The 19,621-nt window shown below is 59.5% G+C and carries 16 protein-coding genes; 14 read left to right on the forward strand and 2 right to left on the reverse strand.

What is annotated here, in order from left to right; translation table 11 throughout:
• Nucleotides 1-324: 324 nt before the first annotated feature.
• The gene (locus G547_RS20275; protein WP_051234888.1) at nt 325-1,794 is read left to right on the forward strand and encodes an endo-1,4-beta-xylanase; all 1,470 of its coding nucleotides are present in this window, start codon (nt 325-327) and stop codon (nt 1,792-1,794) included.
• Nucleotides 1,795-1,867: 73 nt separating this feature from the next.
• Here the strand turns inward: G547_RS20275 and G547_RS0105410 are convergent, their stop codons facing one another.
• On the reverse strand, nt 1,868-2,848 hold the full coding sequence (locus G547_RS0105410; protein ID WP_027328963.1) for an aldo/keto reductase: 981 nt from the start codon (nt 2,846-2,848) through the stop codon (nt 1,868-1,870).
• 93 nt (nt 2,849-2,941) lie between these two features.
• Nucleotides 2,942-4,057 (reverse strand): beta-N-acetylglucosaminidase domain-containing protein, encoded by a 1,116-nt coding sequence (locus G547_RS0105415; protein WP_027328964.1) that lies wholly within the window; start codon nt 4,055-4,057, stop codon nt 2,942-2,944.
• A 214-nt stretch (nt 4,058-4,271) separates the two neighbouring features.
• On the opposite strand from G547_RS0105415, the gene G547_RS23940 reads away from it, so the two are divergent.
• The 13 genes from G547_RS23940 to csrA all read left to right on the forward strand — a co-directional run bounded on the left by G547_RS23940 (nt 4,272) and on the right by csrA (nt 19,548).
• Nucleotides 4,272-4,403, forward strand: coding sequence for a hypothetical protein (locus G547_RS23940; protein WP_281167750.1), 132 nt, complete (start codon nt 4,272-4,274; stop codon nt 4,401-4,403).
• A 29-nt stretch (nt 4,404-4,432) separates the two neighbouring features.
• Nucleotides 4,433-6,076, forward strand: coding sequence for a glucose-6-phosphate isomerase (pgi, locus tag G547_RS0105420; RefSeq protein WP_027328965.1), 1,644 nt, complete (start codon nt 4,433-4,435; stop codon nt 6,074-6,076).
• 355 nt (nt 6,077-6,431) lie between these two features.
• Complete coding sequence (gene edd, locus G547_RS0105425) at nt 6,432-8,249, forward strand: phosphogluconate dehydratase (RefSeq protein WP_027328966.1); 1,818 nt, start codon at nt 6,432-6,434, stop codon at nt 8,247-8,249.
• Between the two features lie 72 nt (nt 8,250-8,321).
• Nucleotides 8,322-9,800 carry a glucose-6-phosphate dehydrogenase gene (gene zwf, locus G547_RS0105430; RefSeq protein ID WP_027328967.1) on the forward strand — a complete coding sequence of 493 codons (1,479 nt, stop codon included), beginning with the start codon at nt 8,322-8,324 and terminating at the stop codon, nt 9,798-9,800.
• Complete coding sequence (pgl, locus tag G547_RS0105435) at nt 9,800-10,504, forward strand: 6-phosphogluconolactonase (protein WP_027328968.1); 705 nt, start codon at nt 9,800-9,802, stop codon at nt 10,502-10,504. Before zwf ends, pgl begins: the two co-directional genes overlap by 1 nt.
• 53 nt (nt 10,505-10,557) lie before the next feature.
• Complete coding sequence (locus tag G547_RS0105440; protein WP_027328969.1) at nt 10,558-11,190, forward strand: bifunctional 4-hydroxy-2-oxoglutarate aldolase/2-dehydro-3-deoxy-phosphogluconate aldolase; 633 nt, start codon at nt 10,558-10,560, stop codon at nt 11,188-11,190.
• Nucleotides 11,191-11,246: 56 nt separating this feature from the next.
• Nucleotides 11,247-12,257: a type I glyceraldehyde-3-phosphate dehydrogenase gene (gap, locus tag G547_RS0105445; protein ID WP_027328970.1), complete on the forward strand. Its 1,011-nt coding sequence runs from the start codon at nt 11,247-11,249 to the stop codon at nt 12,255-12,257.
• A gap of 17 nt (nt 12,258-12,274) precedes the next feature.
• Nucleotides 12,275-13,714, forward strand: a complete 1,440-nt coding sequence (pyk, locus tag G547_RS0105450; RefSeq protein WP_027328971.1) for a pyruvate kinase — start codon at nt 12,275-12,277, stop codon at nt 13,712-13,714.
• A gap of 138 nt (nt 13,715-13,852) precedes the next feature.
• Nucleotides 13,853-14,701 (forward strand): M23 family metallopeptidase, encoded by an 849-nt coding sequence (locus G547_RS0105455; RefSeq protein WP_027328972.1) that lies wholly within the window; start codon nt 13,853-13,855, stop codon nt 14,699-14,701.
• A 73-nt stretch (nt 14,702-14,774) separates the two neighbouring features.
• The gene (locus tag G547_RS0105460; RefSeq protein ID WP_027328973.1) at nt 14,775-14,972 is read left to right on the forward strand and encodes a Trm112 family protein; all 198 of its coding nucleotides are present in this window, start codon (nt 14,775-14,777) and stop codon (nt 14,970-14,972) included.
• A 48-nt stretch (nt 14,973-15,020) separates the two neighbouring features.
• Nucleotides 15,021-17,621 (forward strand): alanine--tRNA ligase, encoded by a 2,601-nt coding sequence (alaS, locus tag G547_RS0105465; RefSeq protein WP_027328974.1) that lies wholly within the window; start codon nt 15,021-15,023, stop codon nt 17,619-17,621.
• Between the two features lie 191 nt (nt 17,622-17,812).
• A complete protein-coding gene (locus G547_RS0105470; protein ID WP_027328975.1) occupies nt 17,813-19,060 on the forward strand; it encodes an aspartate kinase in 1,248 nt (415 codons plus the stop codon).
• A gap of 296 nt (nt 19,061-19,356) precedes the next feature.
• Complete coding sequence (gene csrA / locus G547_RS0105475) at nt 19,357-19,548, forward strand: carbon storage regulator CsrA (protein WP_027328976.1); 192 nt, start codon at nt 19,357-19,359, stop codon at nt 19,546-19,548.
• The last annotated feature ends 73 nt before the right edge of the window (nt 19,549-19,621 follow it).

The following is a 19,621-nucleotide window of genomic DNA, read 5'->3' on the forward strand; positions in this document are numbered from 1 at the left end:
GGTTGGTTTGGGGGCTCGTCCGAGGGCTGGACGCTCAGACCTGAGTCGTTAAAAGAGGCTCAAGCTAACAGAAAAACCGTTGAAAATCAGCCGCTTCGCCGTGAAGGTGGGAGGGGAAGCCAATTGGCGCCCAAATTTTTGTTGTTACCAGTTGACCCGGAGGGCCGCATGCAGTAACTTGTAGTCTATCTGACCAAAAGCGAGTGACCAACTCTGCCGGGATGCGGACTGTGAAAAGACGGTCTATGTAGTGGCGGTCGATTGACTATACTCCGGTGACATCAATCGGAGTAACTGTGTGATAACAATAATGGGGTTTTAATTATGAGGTTTACAAAGCGTTGTCTGGCCGGTCTGACTCTGGCACTGCCCCTGGCGATGGGGGCCACCGCACAGGAAGAGGGGCCGCTGGCCGCCGGTCAGGACAAGTTCCTGGGGGGCGTGTTTTCGCCCAGCCAGATCGAAGATTTTGAACAGTATTTCAATCAGGTCGTTGCCGAGAACGCCGGCAAGTGGGGCGTCGTGACCAACAGCGAGACCCGTCCTGCTCAGTATCAGGACGAATGGTTCACCGCAGAAGGTGCCAACAGCTTCGCCGGTGGCCTGGATGAGTCCGTCACTTTCGCTGAAGAGAACGGTTTCCCTTACCGCTTTCACGTCATGCTGTGGGGCAACCAGCAGCCGCAGTGGATGGCTGATCTGGACTCGGCTGCTCAACTTGACGCCATTACCGAGTGGTTCGACGTGGTGTCCCAGCGGTATGAGGACTCAGAAGGCGTAAGCCGCTTTGATTTCGTCGAAGTGGTCAACGAACCGGTTAATGATGCGCCTGACGCTGCCGATGACAACGGCCAGGGCGGCAACTATGTCGACGCGCTGGGTGGTGCGGGCACCACGGGTTGGGATTGGATCATCGAAGGGTTCGAAATGGGGCGTACCTATTTCCCCGACTCTGAGCTCATGATCAATGAATACAACGTGTTGAGCAATGGTGACGTTCGCTCCTCTTACATCGAGATTATCGAGCTGCTGAAGGACCGCGAGTTGATCGACGCTGTTGGTATCCAGGCGCATGCGTTTTCCACCACCGGATCTGCCGAGGAGATTTCAGCCGCGCTTGACGAAGTGGCCGCTCTGGAGTTGCCGATCTATATCACCGAGATGGATATTGATGGTCCGACCGACCAGCAACAACTGAACGACTACCGCCGTGTCTTCCCCATTTTCTGGGAACATCCGATGGTGAAAGGGGTGACCTTGTGGGGCTTTCGTCCGGGGCACTGGCGTGATGAGCAGGGCGCGTTCCTGATCGATGAAGACGGCAATGAGCGTCCGGCCATGACCTGGTTGAAGTGCTACATGGACAGCCAGGTTTCTGGTGTTCCGGATGTGCTGGAAGGTCAGACCATTGAAGTCGATGTTGAGCCGCGTCCGGGTCAGTCCCTGGGACAGGCACTGGATTGCTTTGGCGCGAACTCCAGCCAAACCGAATCCTGGAGCATTGTCGGCGGGTCCGGTGAAAGCGTCCTGACCATCAATGATTCCGGTGCAATTGCCCTGGTGGACGGTCAGAGTCTGACCGCTGGTGAGGATCTGACGCTCGATTTGGTGGCAGCCAATGCCGAAGGCGAAAGTGAAGCCACTACCGTCACCATCTCTGTCAGTGACAGCCTGGTTGTGCCCCCCTCGGCGGAATTGCCTAAAGGTGCCGATCACGGTGGCTCGACTAACAGTCTGTTCCTGATGGTACTGGCGTTGTTGGGTGGTGCGCGCGTCCTGCGTCGTCGCTCCTAAACAGTACCGTGCAGTAGAACAAAAAAGAGCGGCCAATGGCCGCTTTTTTTTTGTCAGTAACGAACGTCAGCGTTTAATACACACCGCGAATATGCTGCTGCACCTGGTGTTGATAAAAGTCGTACAGCTCTTCGTGCAGTTCATCCGGGAGCGGGTTCAAAGTGCTGACACGGGCGTTCTCGCGTACCTGCTTGGCTGAGCTGGCACCCGGGATGATGCTGGTAACCGCGGGTTGATCGAGCAACCAACGCATGGCCATCTGCGCCATGGTGTAGCCTTCCGGGACTTTCTTCTCCAGCTCGCGCACGAGCTTCACGCCGGTTTCAAACGGAATACCCGCAAACGTTTCGCCCACGTTGAAGGCATCGCCGTCGCGATTGAAATGACGGTGATCGCTCTCGGCAAACCGGGTTTTCTCGGTGAACTTGCCGCTCAGCATGCCGCTGGCCAGAGGCAGACGGACGATGACGCCGATGTTTTTGTCTTCGGCGCGCGGGAGCAATTCATCCAGGAGTTTCTGGCGGAAAATATTGAAAATGACCTGCAGGGAAGTCAGGTCATCGTGTTCGGCGCAAATCAGGCCTTCTTCCACGGTTTCCACGCTGGCCCCGAAGTAACGAATGTGGCCTTCCTGCTGGATGGTGCGCAGCCAGTCGAAAATTTCACCGCGACGCACGATCTCGGTGGGCACGCAGTGCAATTGCAACAGGTCCAGCGAGTCGGTTTTCAGGCGATCCTGGGCACGCTTGACCGAGTCCCGCATATGGGTCAGGGAGTAGCCATCCGGGTAGCTACCATCGCCCCGGCCGTATTTGGTGGCGATCACCGGCTTGGGGTTGCGGGTTCCCAGGTGTTCCCCGAGATAGCGTTCGCTGGCACCGTCGCCGTAGACATCGGCGGTATCAAAAAACGTAATGCCCTCGGCCAGAGCCGTGTCGATAATCTCGGCGACGGTGTCGGCGGTAATGGGGCCGAAATCGCCACCCAGTTGCCAGCAGCCGAGACCGACTTCGCTCAGTGTCAGATCGCTTTTGCCTAGTTGTCGGGTTTGCATAGGGGCTCCTGTTCGCTTTGGTTTTGGTCTGTTTGACTATTAAAAGTCTATCATTTTTTCCCGGCCGCCGTGTTGGTTGGCTCGGGTGCCGCGTCAGTCGGTGAGGCAGGCGGGGTCGAAGGCGTAGCGGTGATCGAGCCAATCCAGTAGCTCCCGCGCCTGGTGCGCGCCTGATGTTCCAGGTGACTGAACCGCGAGGGACTCATAGTGTGACTTCAGAGCGGCTTTGTCTGCGTCACTCATGGCCGCCAGCCCCCGTTCTTCAATCAATGGCAGGTCCTCTCTCAGGCGCTCCCCCAACTCCTCGGGACACCAGCGCCGAAGGGCGAGCTCAAAGGCCTCGGTCGGGTCGTAGCCGGCGCCCTCAGCATAGGCCATCGGCAGGGTGGCCAGCGGCAGGCGGGACAGGTAGGGCTGGTTCATCGGGTTGACCGCGTGACCCGCCACCGATCCGGTCAGCCGACCGTGGCTCTCGGGGTAGGGGGACAGCCGCAGAAAGTCGCACAGCCTGGCGCTGTCGTTGACCGGGTAGTTGTCCCAGAGAAACGGGCGTCGGCCCAGCCAGTCGGTCACCTGGTTCAGGTGTTCAAGGGGGTATTCGCGCGAGCACACGTCGGGGCCGGTCCAGAACAGGTCAATGGCGGGATCGAGGCCATCGCCCAAATCTTGCCAGTAGCGCTCCGGCCGGGTTCCGAAAACTTTTTCCAGAATCGGGTCCGGGCTGTAGTAGGTGGGGCACAAGATGAGCGAGCTGGCCGTGCTGGCCTCGGCGGCGCTATGGGCCAGCTCGATCTGGCGAGCCGCCAATTCGGGCAGGTCACCGCGCATATCGTCGAACAGCAGGCACAGAATGTCTGGCTCCAACTGGTTCAGGCGCTGGATTTTGGTGGTCAGGGCGGCTCGGCTCTCGGCGGAGGGCTCCCGGTACAATTCCATCGGGCTCAGACCTATACCGAACCGGATGCCTCTCTCCCGGCTGTGCTGGCGCAGCTTCTGGAGGTGTCGCCAGTCGGCGGCCGGCCAGTCGTGGGTCCATTGGCGGCGCAAGTGGGCATCGGCCTTGGGGGCGTAGAGGTAAAAGTCGTAGCCCGCCTGGGCCATAAAATCGATCGCGTCGATCCGCGCGGCCCAGGACCAGGGTCGGCCGAAAAAACCCTCAATCACACCCAGGGGAGGGGAGCTGCCTTCTTGGCTCGAGCGTCGGGGCATGGGCGTAGACTCACGACAAAAGAAAGCGGCCAGCTTACCGCCTGACCGGCCGTCTGGAAAGCCCGCCAAATTGACTTTTTCACCCTAAGTGCTTATTATGCCTGCCCTTTTAAAGCACGCTCAATCTCTCGCCAAGCCAGAGGTGGCGGTGCTGTCAGGCCTGAGAACCGGTCTGTGAGTGCAGTCAGGCCGACGCACTTGGCACCCAAACGCCATGGCGTTACCTCGCTTTTTACCCGCGCTGACTTTCGCGTCGGTCAACCGAAGCGGCGGTTGGGCCAACGGCGGGCTGGTGTTGAGCCGGGCGACGGGTGTCGCCAGTGATGCACGCTTCCAACCCAAGTGACCCGCTCTGCGGAAATATGAGGTCGATACATGGCAAGTCCTACCCAGTTACCGAGTTGGCAATCCTTGACCCGGCACGCCGAGAGCCTGCGTCAGCGGGAGCTGAAATCCCTGTTCGCCGAGGACCAGACGCGGTTCGACAGTTTTTCCATCAAAGCCCCGCACCTTCTGCTCGATTACTCCAAGAATTTGATCACTGAAGAGACCCGCAAAGGCCTGCTGGCGCTGGCGGAAGAGTCCAATGTGGCCGACTGGCGTGACCGTATGTTCGGCGGCGAGCACATCAACCGCACCGAAGACCGCGCCGTCATGCACGTGGCACTGCGGGACAAGTCCGGCGAGCCGATCATGGTGGACGGTAAAGATGTTCGCCCCCAGGTCGAGCGTGAGTTGAACCACATGCGCGAGCTGACCGAGAGCGTTCGCTTCGGTGAGTGGACCGGTTTTTCCGGCAAGCGCATCACCGATGTGGTCAGTATCGGTATCGGCGGCTCCAACCTCGGGCCCTTGATGGTGACCGAAGCGCTGGACGCCTACAGTGACGACACCCTGAACGCGCACTACGTCTCCAACGTAGACGGTTTCCAGATCGCGCAGGTACTCAAGCGCGTCAACCCGGAAACCACCCTGTTTATTGTCGCCTCCAAGACGTTTACCACCCTGGAAACCATCACCAACGCCAATACGGCGCGCGAGTGGTTTCTGAAAGGCGGCGGCTCGGAAGAGACCACCAGCCAGCACTTTGTTGCGGTGTCCTCCAACGTGGAGAAGGCCGTCGAGTTCGGTGTGGCCGAGAAGAACATTTTTGAAATGTGGGACTGGGTCGGCGGCCGCTTCTCACTCTGGTCCACCATCGGCTTGCCGATCGCGCTGCAACTGGGTTTCGACCAGTTTGAAGAGCTGCTGCAAGGCGCCTACGACATGGATCGCCACTTCAAGGAAGCCCCACTGACGGAAAATGCGCCGGTGATGCTGGCGCTGGTGGGTGTCTGGAATCGCAACTTCCTGGGCTATCCCGCCCATGCCTTGCTGCCGTACGACCAGTGCCTGCATCGCTTCCCGGCGTACATGCAGCAGGCGGAGATGGAAAGTAACGGCAAATCCGTCAACTGGGAAGGCGAAACCCTGACCTACGGCAGCGTGCCGCTGATCTGGGGCGAAGTCGGCATTAACGGTCAGCACGCCTTCTATCAGTTCCTGCATCAGGGTACCGACATTATTCCTGCCGATTTCATCGGCTCGGTGAAGCCCACTATTGAGGTAGAGGGGCATCACGACGCCCTGATGGCCAATATGTTTGCCCAGACCGAAGCCATGATGAAAGGCATCGACATCGATGAGGTTCGGGCGGACCTGAAGGCCAAAGGCATGGACGACGCCCGGATCGAGGAAATTGCCGCGCATAAGGTGCACCGCGGTAACCGGCCCACCAACACATTGCTGATGGAAAAGGTCACGGCCCGCTCTCTGGGGGCACTGATCGCCCTGTACGAGCACAAGATCTTCACCCAGGGCATCATCTGGCAGATTCATTCCTTCGACCAGTGGGGCGTTGAGCTCGGCAAGATCCTGGCGAAGGGCATTCAGCCGGAACTGGCTGCGGGAGCGCCGGTGAGCGACAAACATGATGCCTCCACCCGCAGTCTGATAAACTACTACAAAGAATCGAAGTAACAGCGGACGACAACAAGCCGCCAGCGGTGCAAGCCTCTGGCGGCAAAATCATTTTAACGCCGCTGAACGGAGACGTGTGAGAGAGCCGAACGGTACTGGGTGGCAATGAATCACCCGGACCCGGAGGAGCATTAGACCGTGAATGAGTAAGCCAGGCAGGGCGGCGAGGCAGATTCACACCTTTCAAGTGTGGCAGCCACCGTCCAGGTCGCATCAACCGGTGTTTGGAACCGGTATCAGCCCGTCCGTGACCGGGCGTGAATGCACCTGTAGCCGCCTCTGAGGCGTTAACCCTCCCGCCAGACAGGCGGAGTGGGCGCCGCTGGCTGGAAGTAAAGTTATCAATGGTGCTGAAATGACTCACAAAAGACTCTCCGAAATTACCCAGCGGATTATTGACCGCAGCCGCGATACCCGCGCCGCCTATCTGGAGCGCGTGGAGCGGATGAGGTCTGATGGTCCGCACCGTCAGCGCCTGTCCTGCGGTAACCTGGCCCACGGCTTTGCCTCCGCTGACGGAGAAGACAAGCAGATGCTGGCTCATGGCGATACCCCCAACCTCGGGATCGTGAACGCCTACAACGATATGTTGTCGGCCCACCAGCCCTATGGCGACTACCCCGACAAAATCAAAGCCGCGGCCCACGCCAACGGCGTGACCGCCCAGGTGGCGGGCGGTGTGCCCGCCATGTGTGACGGCGTCACCCAGGGGCAGGACGGCATGGACCTGTCCCTGTTCAGCCGGGATGTGATCGCCATGTCCACGGCCGTGGCCCTGTCTCACGACATGTTTGACGCGGCGCTGTGTCTGGGGATTTGCGACAAGATCGTGCCGGGGCTGATGATCGGCTCCCTGTCCTTCGGCCAGTTGCCCATCGTGTTTGTCCCCGCCGGGCCCATGACGCCGGGGCTGCCCAACTCGGAAAAAGTAAAGGTCCGCCAGCTTTTCGCCGAAGGCAAGGTCGGCCGGGAAGAGCTGCTCAAAGCGGAGAGCGAGTCCTACCACAGCCCGGGTACCTGTACCTTTTACGGCACCGCCAACAGCAACCAGATGCTCATGGAAATGATGGGCATGCAGCTGCCCGGCAGTTCCTTTGTGAACCCCGGCACCGGTATGCGCGATGCGTTGACCACCGAAGCGGTGAACCAACTGGTCAAGCTGACCCGCCGCGGCGATCAGTACACGCCCATGGCCGAGATTATCGATGAGAAGGCCATTATCAATGGCATCATCGGTCTGTTGGCGACGGGCGGCTCCACCAACCACGCCATTCACTTGGTCGCCATTGCCCGGGCCGCCGGCGTGATCATCAACTGGCAGGACATGGCGGACCTGTCGGAGATCATCCCGCTGATGTGCCGTATTTACCCCAACGGCCTGGCGGATGTGAACCGTTTCCAGGCCGTGGGCGGCATGGGCTTCCTGATCCGCAGCCTGCGGGCGGAAGGCCTGATGCACGACGACGTCAAGACCATCATGGGGGAGGGCGGCATGGCCCCCTACGCCAAAGAGCCGTTTATGGAAAACGGCAAGATCGAATGGCGCGACGCCCCGGAGAAGAGCCTGGACGACGACGTGCTGCGCCCCGCCGGCAAGGCCTTCAGCCCCACCGGTGGTATGGCGTTACTCAAAGGCAATATGGGGCGCTGTGTCATCAAAGTGTCCGCCGTCAAGCCGGAGAATCGCAAGGTGAAGGCCCCGGCGCGCGTCTTCTACCGCCAGGAAGATCTGCAGAAGGCCTTCAAGGCGGGCGAGCTGGACCGGGACTTTATTGCCGTGGTCCGCTTTCAGGGGCCCAAGGCCAACGGCATGCCGGAGCTGCACAAGCTGACCCCGCCCCTGGGCGTACTTCAGGACCGGGGTTACAAGGTGGCGCTGGTCACCGATGGCAGGATGTCCGGTGCCTCTGGTAAAATCCCCGCCGCCATTCACCTGACCCCTGAGGCCCTGGATGGCGGTCCGATCGCGCAGGTACGCGATGGCGACATGATCGAGCTGGATGCCGACGCGGGCAAGCTGGAGCTGCTGGTTTCTGAGGAAGAGCTCAAAAGCCGCACTCCTGACCAAACGGATATCTCCGCGAGCCATTATGGGATGGGCCGCGAGCTGTTCGCTCCCCTGCGTGCCGAAGTCGGCCTCGCAGAGGAGGGCGCCACCGTCTTCCGCTGGTAGTGAGAGCGCTCGAGCCCGGCCTCGGCCGGGCTCCACACAAACCGCCAATACAGAACACAAGGTTTTAAGTCCATGCTGAAAGCATTTGATTTCGTTATTTTCGGTGGTGCCGGTGACCTGGCGCTGCGCAAACTGATCCCCGGCCTGTATCGTGCCTACTGCAATGACGAGCTGCCCGAAGGCACCCGCATTTTCGGCACCTGCCGTCGCCAGGAGGCGGTGGCCGAGTATCAGGACAAAGTGCGCGCTGCCGCCGAAAAGCACTTGCGCAAAGGCGAGTTCGTGGCCGAGACCTGGGATCGCTTTGCCAAGATGATTCACCCCTTGTTTCTGGATATCAGCTCCCTGGACGAACACTGGGAGAAGATGGCGGAGATTCTGAAGTCCGGTAACGATCAGCGGGTTTTCTATCTCTCCACGCCCCCCAGCGTATTTGGCACCTGCTGCAAACACATTTCTGAAAGCGGTCTGATCAGCGACACCACCCGCGTGGTGGTGGAAAAGCCGCTGGGCTATGACGCTGAGTCGGCCGACGAGATCAATACCGAGATCGGCGAGTATTTTGACGAGAAGGCCATCTACCGTATCGATCACTACCTGGGCAAGGAAACGGTTCAGAATCTCCTGACCTTGCGCTTTGCCAACGGTATTTTCGAGCATCTGTGGGATGCCAAAACCATCGACCACGTGCAGATCAGCATCGCCGAGAAAGTGGGCCTGGAAGGTCGGGCCAGCTTTTACGATGACGCCGGCGCATTGCGGGATATGGTTCAGAATCACCTGCTGCAGTTGCTTTGCCTGGTGGCCATGGAGTCCCCCAATAAACTGACCGCCGACAGCATCCGGTCTGAAAAAATCAAAGTGCTGGAGTGTCTGCGGCCGTTGAATGGCGACGCGGTCAAGTGGCACACCGTGCGCGGCCAGTACGTGGCCGGCGAAATGGATGGGCAAAAAGTGCCGGGTTACCTGGATGAACTGGGCAAGGACAGCAACACCGAGACCTTCGTCGCGATTCGGGCGCACATCGACAACTGGCGCTGGTCCAAGGTGCCGTTCTACCTGCGCACCGGCAAGCGTATGACCGACCGCTTTGCGGAAATCGTGATTCAGTACAAAGATGTTTCGCACGAGGTCTATCCTGACTCCGCCGGCCCCACCATTCCGAACCGTCTGGTCATCCGTCTGCAACCGGAAGAGAGTATTCAGATGGTGCTCATGTCCAAGAACCTGGAAAAACATGAAACCGAACTGGCGCCGGTCGTGCTCAACCTGAACCTGGCCGAGAAGTACAAGCATTTTGTCAGCGACGCCTACAAGCGCCTGATGCTGGATGCGGCCGCTGGTGACCCGAGCCTGTTTATTCACCGCGCCGAAGTGGATGCCGCCTGGTCCTGGATCGACCCGATCATCGAAGCCTGGCAGCGCCCCGAGAACAAGCCCATGGGTTATCGGGCGGGAAGCTGGGGCCCCGAGGCCTCGGAAGAGCTGCTCAGCGGCGATGGCCGCAGCTGGTTCAACATTGATGAATTTCTGGGAGAAGGGCAGGACTGATGTTGCAGGAAAAAATATTTGACCACCGCGAAGCGTTGCTCGCGGCACTTCAGGAAGATTGTGTAGATGCGCTCGAGTCGGCGCTGAAAGAGCGGGATCAAGCCAGTTTTCTGGTTTCCGGTGGCAGCTCTCCGGCACCGCTGTATCAGCGCCTGAGCCAGATCGCCCTGGACTGGAAACGCATTCAGGTCGCGCTGGTGGATGAGCGTTGGGTCGAACCCGGCCACGCCAAGAGCAACGAGAGTTTTGTTCAGAAAAACCTGCTCCAGCACGCTGCCGGCCAGGCGCCGTTTCTGGGCATGAAAAACTCGGCGGCGTCTGCCGCTGAAGGCCTCTCGGCCTGTGAACAGGCCTACCAGAAGCTGCCGCAGCCGTTTGACCTCACCATTCTGGGCATGGGCCCGGACGGTCATACCGCCTCTCTGTTTCCCAACGCCGAAGGCTTGGAAGAGGCTCTGACCACCGATCAGGTCTGCTCGGCCATTACCGCGCACCAGAGCGACGTGACCGGCGAGTACACCGAACGTATGACCCTGAGCCTGACCGGCATTCTGAATTCCCGCCGGTTGGTGCTGCTGATTACGGGCGAAGACAAACTGCAGGCGCTCAGAGCGGCCCAGGCGGGTGATACCGTCAACGACATGCCGGTGCGCGCGGTGCTGCAACAAGACAAAGTACCCGTGACGCTGTACTGGGCGCCCTGAAGCAGGGCCGCTCAAACGAATCAACCGAACCATCGAATAGTGAGGAAAGCATAGTGGCGTTAAGTATCGACAAAATTGTTCAGGTCGCTCCCGTAATTCCGGTCATGGTGGTAGAGCGCCTGGAGGACGCCGTTCCTCTGGCTCAGGCGCTGTACAACGGTGGCCTCAAGGTGCTCGAGATTACCTTGCGCACCCCCGTGGCGCTGGATGCCATTCGCGCCATGGTGGACGCGCTGCCGGATGACGCCGTTATCGGTGCCGGCACCATCGTGACTCCGGACGACCTGAAAAAGGCCGTGGAGGCTGGCTCCACTTTCCTGGTCAGCCCCGGCACCACAGCGGAGCTGATTGAAGCGGCCAAAGCGAGTGACGTGCCCTTGCTGCCGGGTATCGCCACACCGAGCGAAGCGATGAACCTGCTGGCTCACGGCTTTACCCACATGAAGTTCTTCCCGGCGGAATCGGCCGGTGGCGTGTCCATGGTGAAGTCCATCGGGGGCCCCCTGCCGCAGATTACTTTCTGCCCGACGGGCGGCATTAACCTCGCCAAGGCGCCGGAATATCTGAGCCTGCCCAATGTCGCTTGCGTCGGCGGCACCTGGATGGCTCCGAAAAATCTGATCGCTGAAAAGCGCTGGGATGAAATTGAAAAACTGGCTCGCGAAGCGGCCCAGTTGGAGCGCTGAAACGCGACAAAAAAATTGTCATAACGCTTGACCGAATTGTAACCAGGAGATGAGTAATGACCATTAAAGTAGCAATCAACGGCTATGGCCGTATCGGACGCAACGTGCTGCGTGCCCTGTATGAATCCAACTATCGCGATCGCATCCAGGTGGTCGGTATTAACGACCTGGGCGACGCCAACCTGAACGCGCACCTGACCAAGTACGATTCGGTCCACGGCCGCTTCCCGGGCGAAGTCTCTGTCGATGGCGACAAAATGATCGTCAATGGCGATGCCATTCGCATCACCTCCGAGCGCGATCCGAGCAAACTGCCCTGGGGCGAACTGGGTGTGGATGTGGTATACGAGTGCACCGGTATTTTCACCAGCGGCGATAAGGCCAAGGCGCACCTGGAAGCGGGCGCCAAAAAGGTGATCATCTCCGCACCGGGTACCGATATCGACGGTACGGCCGTTTACGGTGTGAACCACAACACCCTGAAGGCAAGTGACCAGATCATTTCCAACGCCTCCTGCACCACCAACTGCCTGGCACCGGTTGCCAAGGTACTGAACGACAAGTTCGGTATCGAGCAGGGCTCCATGACCACCATTCACGCCTACACCAACGATCAGAACCTGAGCGATGTGTACCACAAAGACATCTATCGCGCCCGTTCCGCCACCCAATCCATGATCCCGACCAAAACCGGTGCGGCCCGTGCCGTGGCCCTGGTATTGCCGGAACTGGAAGGCAAGATCGACGGCATGGCCGTTCGCGTACCGACCATCAACGTTTCCCTGGTGGATCTGAACGTGCTGGTGTCCCGTGATGTGACGGTTGAGGAAGTCAACGCCGCGATGAAAGAAGCCTCCGAAGGCGAAATGGCGGGCGTGCTCGAGTATTGTGATGAGCCGCTGGTGTCCATCGACTTCAATCACCACCCGGCCTCTTCCAACTTTGATTCCCTGCAGACCAAAGTCTTTAACGGTCGCTGGGTCAAAATCATGTCCTGGTATGACAACGAATGGGGCTTCTCCAACCGCATGTTGGATAACACCCTGGCACTGATGCAGGCCAAGTAAAAAACCGAGAGAGAGTTATGTTGAGACGTACCAAAATCGTCAGCACCCTGGGGCCCGCTTCTGAGTCGCCGGAAATGCTGGAAAAACTGATTCTGGCGGGCGTGAACGTCTTCCGCCTGAATTTTTCCCACGGCTCTCCGGAAGAGCACAAGCAGCGCGCGGAAAACGTGCGCTCGCTGGCCGCCAAGCACGATCGCTTTGTGGCCGTGCTGGGCGATCTGCAGGGGCCCAAGATCCGGATCTCCCGCTTCAAGAATGGCAAAATCCATCTCAAACTGGGTGACAAGTTCATTCTGGATGCGGAGCTCGGACGCGACGAAGGCGATCAGGACCAGGTCGGCATTGACTACAAGGAATTGCCGGGCGACTGTAAGCCGGGCGATAACCTGTTGCTCGACGATGGCCGCGTTGTGTTGGAAGTGGAAAAAATCGAAGGTAACCGGGTGTACTGTGTCACCCGCATTGCCGGGCCGCTGTCCAACAACAAGGGCATCAACCGACAGGGCGGTGGTCTGTCTGCGCCGGCACTGACCGAAAAGGATATCGCGGATATTAAAACCGCCGCCGAAATTGATGTGGATTACCTGGCCGTTTCGTTCCCGCGCAGCGCGGACGACATGAACCGCGCGCGGAAGCTGCTTAACGAAGCCGGTAATGATCGTGCGGGGCTGGTCTCCAAGATCGAGCGCGCCGAAGCGGTGGCCGACGATGAAACGCTGGACTCAATCATCGAAGCCAGTGACGCCGTCATGGTAGCCCGGGGCGATCTGGGTGTGGAGATTGGTGATGAATCCCTGATTGGGGTTCAGAAGCGCATTATTGAACGCTCGCGCGCGTTGAACAAGGTGGTGATCACGGCAACCCAGATGATGGAGTCCATGATCAACAGCCCCATGCCGACCCGCGCGGAAGTGTTCGATGTGGCCAACGCCGTGCTCGATGGCACCGATGCGGTCATGCTGTCCGCCGAAACGGCGGCCGGTGATTTTCCGGAAGAAACCGTCAAGGCGATGGTGCGCGTTATTATCGGCGCCGAGAAGCATCCCACGGCCAGCCAGAGCACCTACCGGGTGGACCAGCAATTCTCCACCATTGACGAGTCCATCGCCATGGCGGCCATGTACACGGCCAACCATTTGAGTGGTGTGAAAGCGATTATTGCGCTGACCCAGTCCGGTGCGACACCGCGTCTGATGTCTCGCATCGGCTCTCAGTTGCCGATTTTCGCCTTCTCCGGACGCACGGATACCCAGCGTCGAGTCGCGTTGTACCGTGGCGTGCAGCCGGTACCGTTCGACACCGACGTCGTTCCGGGCCCTGAAGAACACACTCGTGCTCTGGATATCCTCAAGAGCAAGGGCGTGTTGAATGACGGCGATCTCGTGATTGTCACCAACGGTGACACCAACGTACTCGGTGGCACCAATACCATGAAAGTTCTTCGCGTTGGCGATTAATCTCATCGCGTCGTACTGAAAGGTATTTCAAGAAAACGGCAGCCTCTGGCTGCCGTTTTTGTATCCACTCTCAGCGCCGGGCCGGTTCGTGCTAACCTTGCCTTTCCCGGGCTTACATAACGCTCAAAGAGGACCGTAATGACACTCTGGCTTCGACATATCGCACTGCTACTTCTGGCACTGACGGCGGGTTCGGCCCAGGCCCTGGAGATTCGGGATGGGCAATGGCAGCAAGGCGCCGTTATCCGCGGCTCGGTTCCGCCCGGCACGGCGATCACGGTTGACGATAAACCCGTTCGGGTCTCCGAAGAGGGGCTGTTTGTGTTCGGGTTGGACCGGGATGCCCCCGCCTCGGTCACAGTGACGGTCAAGACTCCCGAGGCGGAGCCCCAGGTGCGGCGGTTCGATGTCAAAGCCCGGGACTATCGCATTCAGCGAATTGAGGGGGTGCCCCAAAGCACGGTGACGCCGAATCCGGAGCAGGTGGCCCGTGCCCGAAAAGAGGCCGCGATGGCCTGGAAAGCCCGGCAGAAAGCGCTCGAGCGAACTGACTTCATGACGGATTTCCAATGGCCGCTCACCGGTATCATTACCGGCGTCTACGGCAGCCAACGCTTTTACAATGGCGAACCCCGTCGGCCCCACTACGGTGTCGATATCGCCGCTCCCCAGGGGACAACCGTTGTGGCCCCGGCACCGGGTGTGGTGACCCTGGTTCACGACGATATGTTCTTCTCCGGCGGGACTCTGATCGTGGACCACGGGCAGGGTCTGTCGTCGACCTTCATCCACCTTCACAAAATCCTCGTGGAGGAGGGCGATGAAGTCGCCCAGGGGCAGGCCATTGCCCAGGTGGGCGCCACCGGTCGGGCCACGGGCCCGCATCTGGACTGGCGCATGAACTGGTTCGATCATCGCGTGGACCCGACCACTCTGGTTGGTCCGATGCCCGATCCGGAAGCCAGTGCCGAACAGAGCGCCCCCTGAGGGGCGCTCCCGCTACACTCAAGCCGCGCCCCGGTGTAAGATAGCGGCTTTTATTGCATCCCCAGAGGGCTCTATGATCGACAAAAAACTGCTCAGCCTGCTGGTCTGTCCGGTCAGCAAAGCGCCGCTTGAGTACGACGCCGACAAGCAGGAGCTGGTGTGCCGGGCGAGTGGCCTGGTCTACCCGGTCCGGGACGGCATACCGGTCATGCTCGAGAGCGAGGCACGCCAGTTGACCCTGGAAGAGCGCGAGCAGCTCGATCGTCAGTAGCGGCTTCCGTCGCCGCCCCCTTTTTTGTTTCTCAACCACGGATATAGCATGAAAAGCGCAGACATTCGCGACGCCTTTTTGCAGTACTTCGAGCGCCAGGGACACACCATCGTGCCCAGCAGCTCACTGATTCCCGGCAATGACCCGACCCTGTTGTTCACCAATGCCGGAATGAACCAGTTCAAGGATGTGTTTCTCGGCGAAGAGAAGCGCGATTACTCCCGCGCGACCAGCTCCCAGCGCTGTGTTCGTGCCGGGGGCAAACACAACGACCTGGAAAACGTGGGCTACACGGCCCGTCACCATACCTTCTTTGAAATGCTGGGTAACTTCAGCTTCGGTGACTACTTCAAGCGCGATGCCATCCGCTATGCCTGGGAGTTCCTGACTGAGGTCCTGGCGCTGCCGCCGGAGCGCCTCTGGGTCACGGTGCACATCAGCGATGACGAGGCCGCCGATATCTGGCAGAAGGAAATCGGTGTGAGCCCCGAGCGGTTCTCCCGACTGGACGAGGACAACTTCTGGCAGATGGGCGATACCGGCCCCTGTGGTCCCAGCTCGGAAATTTTTTATGACCACGGCTCGGACATTCCCGGTGGTCCTCCCGGTAGCGAAGGCGACGACCTCGACCGCTATATTGAAATCTGGAACCTGGTGTTCATGCAGTACGAGCGTCAGAGCAACGGCGAGCTGAAACCGTTGCCCAATCCCTCCATCGATACCGGCATGGGGCTGGAGCGCATTGCCGCCGTGATGCAGGGGGTCCACAACAACTACGACATCGACCTGTTCCAGCACTTGCTGAAAGCGGCCGCCAAGGCGACCCTGACCGATGACCTGGACAATAAATCCCTGCGCGTGATCGCTGACCACATCCGCTCCTGCTCCTTCCTGATCGCGGACGGCGTGTTGCCCTCCAACGAAGGCCGGGGTTATGTGCTGCGCCGTATCATTCGCCGTGCGGTGCGTCACGGCCATCAGCTCGGACAGACCCAACCATTCTTCCACACTCTGGTGGCGGCGCTTGCGGACGTGATGGGCGATGCCTATCCAGAGCTTCGGCAACAACAGGCCCAGATAGAAAAAGTGCTGTTGCTCGAAGAGGAACAGTTCGCCAAAACCCTGGACAAGGGCATGGCCGTGCTGGAAGACGCACTGGAGAATCTCGACGGTCGCGAGCTGCCGGGAGATCTGCTCTTTACCCTCTATGACACCTATGGCTTCCCCGTGGACCTGACCGCCGACATCGCGCGTGAGCGCGATCTGAGCGTGGATATGGCCGGTTACGAGCAGGCCATGGAAGCCCAACGCGCCCGTGCCCGCGCCGCTGGCAGTTTCAAAGTGGATTACACCGCAGCGGGGCTCGACCTGCCCGCCACTGAATTTCTGGGGTACACCCAACTGGCCGAGTCCGGCACCGTTCAGGCGTTGCTCAAAGGCGGGCAGGCCGTGGACCGCCTCTCGGAGGGCGATGATGGTGTAGTGGTGCTCGACCGGACCCCGTTTTACGCCGAATCCGGTGGCCAGGTGGGCGATACCGGTTACCTGGAAACCGAGTCGGGCCTGCGTTTCGAAGTCCGTGACTGTTCCAAAGAGGGCGCCAGTCACCTGCACGTTGGCCGGTTATTGCACGGTAGCCTCGCGGTGGGGGACTCGCTGCTGGCTCGCGTTGACGGAAGGGTTCGCCAGGCCACGGCGCTGAATCACTCCGCGACTCACTTGATGCACGCCGCGTTGCGCCAGGTATTGGGCGAGCACGTTGCGCAAAAAGGTTCGCTGGTGGACTCCGAACGCCTGCGTTTTGATTTCTCGCACTTCGAGCCCGTGAAGCCTCAGGAAATCAAGGCCATTGAGGCTCTGGTGAATGAGCAGATCCGGGCCAACACCGAGGTGCTGACCGAGCAGATGGACATTGAGCGTGCCAAAGACAAAGGTGCCATGATGTTGTTCGGGGAAAAGTACGGGGAAGAAGTTCGTGTACTGACCATGGGCGATGGCTTCTCCGTCGAGCTGTGCGGCGGCACTCATGCCCGGCGCACGGGCGATATTGGTCTGTTTCGCATTACCGCCGAGTCGGGCGTCGCGGCCGGCGTTCGCCGGATCGAGGCGGTAACCGGCGCCGGCGCTCTGGAGTTGTTTGATGAGCTGGAAGACCTCGCTGAGGGGGCGGCTCAGGCGCTGAAAACCCGCCGCGCTCAGGTGCCGGAGAAAGTTCAACAGTTACTGACTCAGAACCGCAAGCTGGAAAAAGAACTCACGGCCTTGAAGGCCAAGCTGGCAACCGCCGGGGGTGGCAATCTGCTGGATGAGGCGAAAGAGGTGGCGGGCATCAAGGTCCTGGCCGTCAAGCTCGAAGGCGCAGACAGCAAATCCCTGCGAGACAGCGCGGACCAGCTCAAGAACAAGCTCGGCAGTGGGGTGGTCTTGTTGGCGGCCGTGGAGGGTGAGAAAGTATCCCTCGTGGCGGGCGTGACCAAAGACCTCACCGGCAAACTCAAGGCCGGAGACCTGATGCGTGACATCGCCGCCAAAGTCGGGGGCAAGGGCGGCGGTCGCCCGGATATGGCTCAGGGCGGCGGTACCGATCCGGCTGGTCTGGCGGCCGCGCTGGAGTCTGTTCCAGCCTGGGTCGAACAGCAGTTGAGTTGATGGATATCAGCGCGTGTTAAGGTGTAAAAAACTATTTCGCGACGAGGCGAATTAGGCTTTAATAGCGGGCGGTCTTTTGGCGCAATAGTTTGCGCTCAACGGGCTCAGCGTCACTATCTACGACGTCTGGCACCAGTATTTGAAGGCCAGGCGGCACTGGTTTGGGAAGCGTTCGGAGGAAGAGCTCAAGAATGAGTTTGTTCGTTCAGAAGTACGGCGGCACGTCGGTGGGAACCATCGAGCGGATCGAGGCTGTGGCCGACAAGGTGGCGGGATTCCGCGCCGAAGGGCACGATATGGTGATTGTGCTTTCCGCCATGAGCGGAGAGACCAACCGTCTGATCGCCCTGGCCCAGAGTATTCAGGAAACCCCGGACCCCCGGGAGCTGGATGTTCTGGTTGCCACGGGAGAGCAGGTGACGATCGCGCTCTTGTGCATGGCGCTGAAAAAGCGCGGGTGTGACGCTCGTTCTTATACCGGTGGACAGGTGCGCATCCTGACCGACAATGCCCATACCAAGGCCCGGATTCAGTCGATTGATGAAGCCAATATGCGGGCGGATCTCGATGCCGGCCGCGTGGTGGTGGTCGCGGGTTTCCAGGGCGTTGATGACAGTGGCAACATTACCACGCTCGGACGCGGTGGCTCGGATACCACGGGCGTGGCGCTGGCCGCCGCGCTCAGGGCGGACGAATGTCAGATCTATACCGATGTGGACGGCGTATATACCACCGACCCCCGCGTGGTCGAACGGGCCCGCCGTCTGGACAAGATCACCTTTGAGGAGATGCTGGAGATGGCCAGCCAGGGCTCCAAGGTGCTCCAGATCCGCTCGGTTGAATTCGCCGGCAAATACAAAGTTCCCCTGCGGGTGCTGTCCAGCTTTAAAGAAGGCCCTGGCACCCTGATCACACTCGATGAGGAAGACGATACTATGGAACAACCGGTTGTCTCGGGCATTGCCTTCAATCGCGATGAAGCCAAGGTGACTCTGGCCGGCATCCCGGACACGCCGGGCGTCGCCGCCCGCATTCTGGGGCCGGTGGGTGCCGCCAATATTGAAGTGGATGTCATTGTCCAGAACGTCGGGGCGGACAACACCACCGACTTGACGTTTACCGTCAACAAAGGCGACCTGAAGAAGACCCTGGGTATTCTCGAGGGTGTCGCCAGTAGCATCAATGCCCGCGAAGTACGTGGGGATGACCGTGTGGCCAAGATCTCGATCGTCGGGGTAGGGATGCGTTCCCACGCCGGGGTTGCCTCCACCATGTTCAATGCCCTGGCGGAAGAGAATATCAACATCCAGATGATCACCACCTCTGAGATCAAGATTTCGGTGATTATTGAAGAGCGCTACCTGGAGTTGGCGGTACGTTGCCTGCACAGTGCCTTTGGACTCGACAGCGAGCCGGAGGAAAGTCGCGACCGCGGTTGAGAACAGATAGAGAAAAACAGAAGGGAGAGGGGTTGGCGATTGGCACGCTTTTCTACAATAGGTTGAATAGCGATCGTTCAACAAATCTGTTACAGTTAGCGCCGTGTATTGCAACCAGGGAGAGAAAAGCCACAAAAAGGGTGAAAAATGTTTGTCCAATACGCCGATCATGGTCAATACTTGCAAGGGGGTTTGCAGTTTGGCTTCCCTTCGGCGATTGGGGTTAGCCGAGAAGCGGCAGAGGACGATGGAGTCTACAAGCCGTGATCTTACAGGATGAGTGAAGGAGATTTATTATGTTGATTTTGACCCGCCGTATTGGCGAAACTCTGATGGTTGGTGACGAAGTTACCGTTACCGTTCTGGGCGTAAAGGGCAACCAGGTCCGTATCGGCGTTAACGCGCCCAAGGACATTGCTGTCCACCGCGAAGAAATCTATCAGCGTATCCAGCGTGAGAAGCAGAGCCAGGACGAGCAACCGGAGTAAATCCCGGTTTCTGAGTCCAGGGTGCTCGGGAGCGTGCTGACCCACCTCCCGAGTCACTTTTCGGAGCGAATAC

This window comes from Marinimicrobium agarilyticum DSM 16975, from assembly GCF_000423345.1.
Lineage (GTDB): Bacteria > Pseudomonadota > Gammaproteobacteria > Pseudomonadales > Cellvibrionaceae > Marinimicrobium > Marinimicrobium agarilyticum.

Coding starts and splice junctions, on each gene's coding strand:
- G547_RS20275 (WP_051234888.1), top strand. CDS start 325: ATGAGGTTTACAAAGCGTTGTCTGGCCGGTCTGACTCTGGCACTGCCC.
- G547_RS0105410 (WP_027328963.1), bottom strand. CDS start 2,848: ATGCAAACCCGACAACTAGGCAAAAGCGATCTGACACTGAGCGAAGTC.
- G547_RS0105415 (WP_027328964.1), bottom strand. CDS start 4,057: ATGCCCCGACGCTCGAGCCAAGAAGGCAGCTCCCCTCCCCTGGGTGTG.
- G547_RS23940 (WP_281167750.1), top strand. CDS start 4,272: ATGGCGTTACCTCGCTTTTTACCCGCGCTGACTTTCGCGTCGGTCAAC.
- pgi (WP_027328965.1), top strand. CDS start 4,433: ATGGCAAGTCCTACCCAGTTACCGAGTTGGCAATCCTTGACCCGGCAC.
- edd (WP_027328966.1), top strand. CDS start 6,432: ATGACTCACAAAAGACTCTCCGAAATTACCCAGCGGATTATTGACCGC.
- zwf (WP_027328967.1), top strand. CDS start 8,322: ATGCTGAAAGCATTTGATTTCGTTATTTTCGGTGGTGCCGGTGACCTG.
- pgl (WP_027328968.1), top strand. CDS start 9,800: ATGTTGCAGGAAAAAATATTTGACCACCGCGAAGCGTTGCTCGCGGCA.
- gap (WP_027328970.1), top strand. CDS start 11,247: ATGACCATTAAAGTAGCAATCAACGGCTATGGCCGTATCGGACGCAAC.
- pyk (WP_027328971.1), top strand. CDS start 12,275: ATGTTGAGACGTACCAAAATCGTCAGCACCCTGGGGCCCGCTTCTGAG.
- G547_RS0105455 (WP_027328972.1), top strand. CDS start 13,853: ATGACACTCTGGCTTCGACATATCGCACTGCTACTTCTGGCACTGACG.
- G547_RS0105460 (WP_027328973.1), top strand. CDS start 14,775: ATGATCGACAAAAAACTGCTCAGCCTGCTGGTCTGTCCGGTCAGCAAA.
- alaS (WP_027328974.1), top strand. CDS start 15,021: ATGAAAAGCGCAGACATTCGCGACGCCTTTTTGCAGTACTTCGAGCGC.
- G547_RS0105470 (WP_027328975.1), top strand. CDS start 17,813: ATGAGTTTGTTCGTTCAGAAGTACGGCGGCACGTCGGTGGGAACCATC.
- csrA (WP_027328976.1), top strand. CDS start 19,357: ATGTTGATTTTGACCCGCCGTATTGGCGAAACTCTGATGGTTGGTGAC.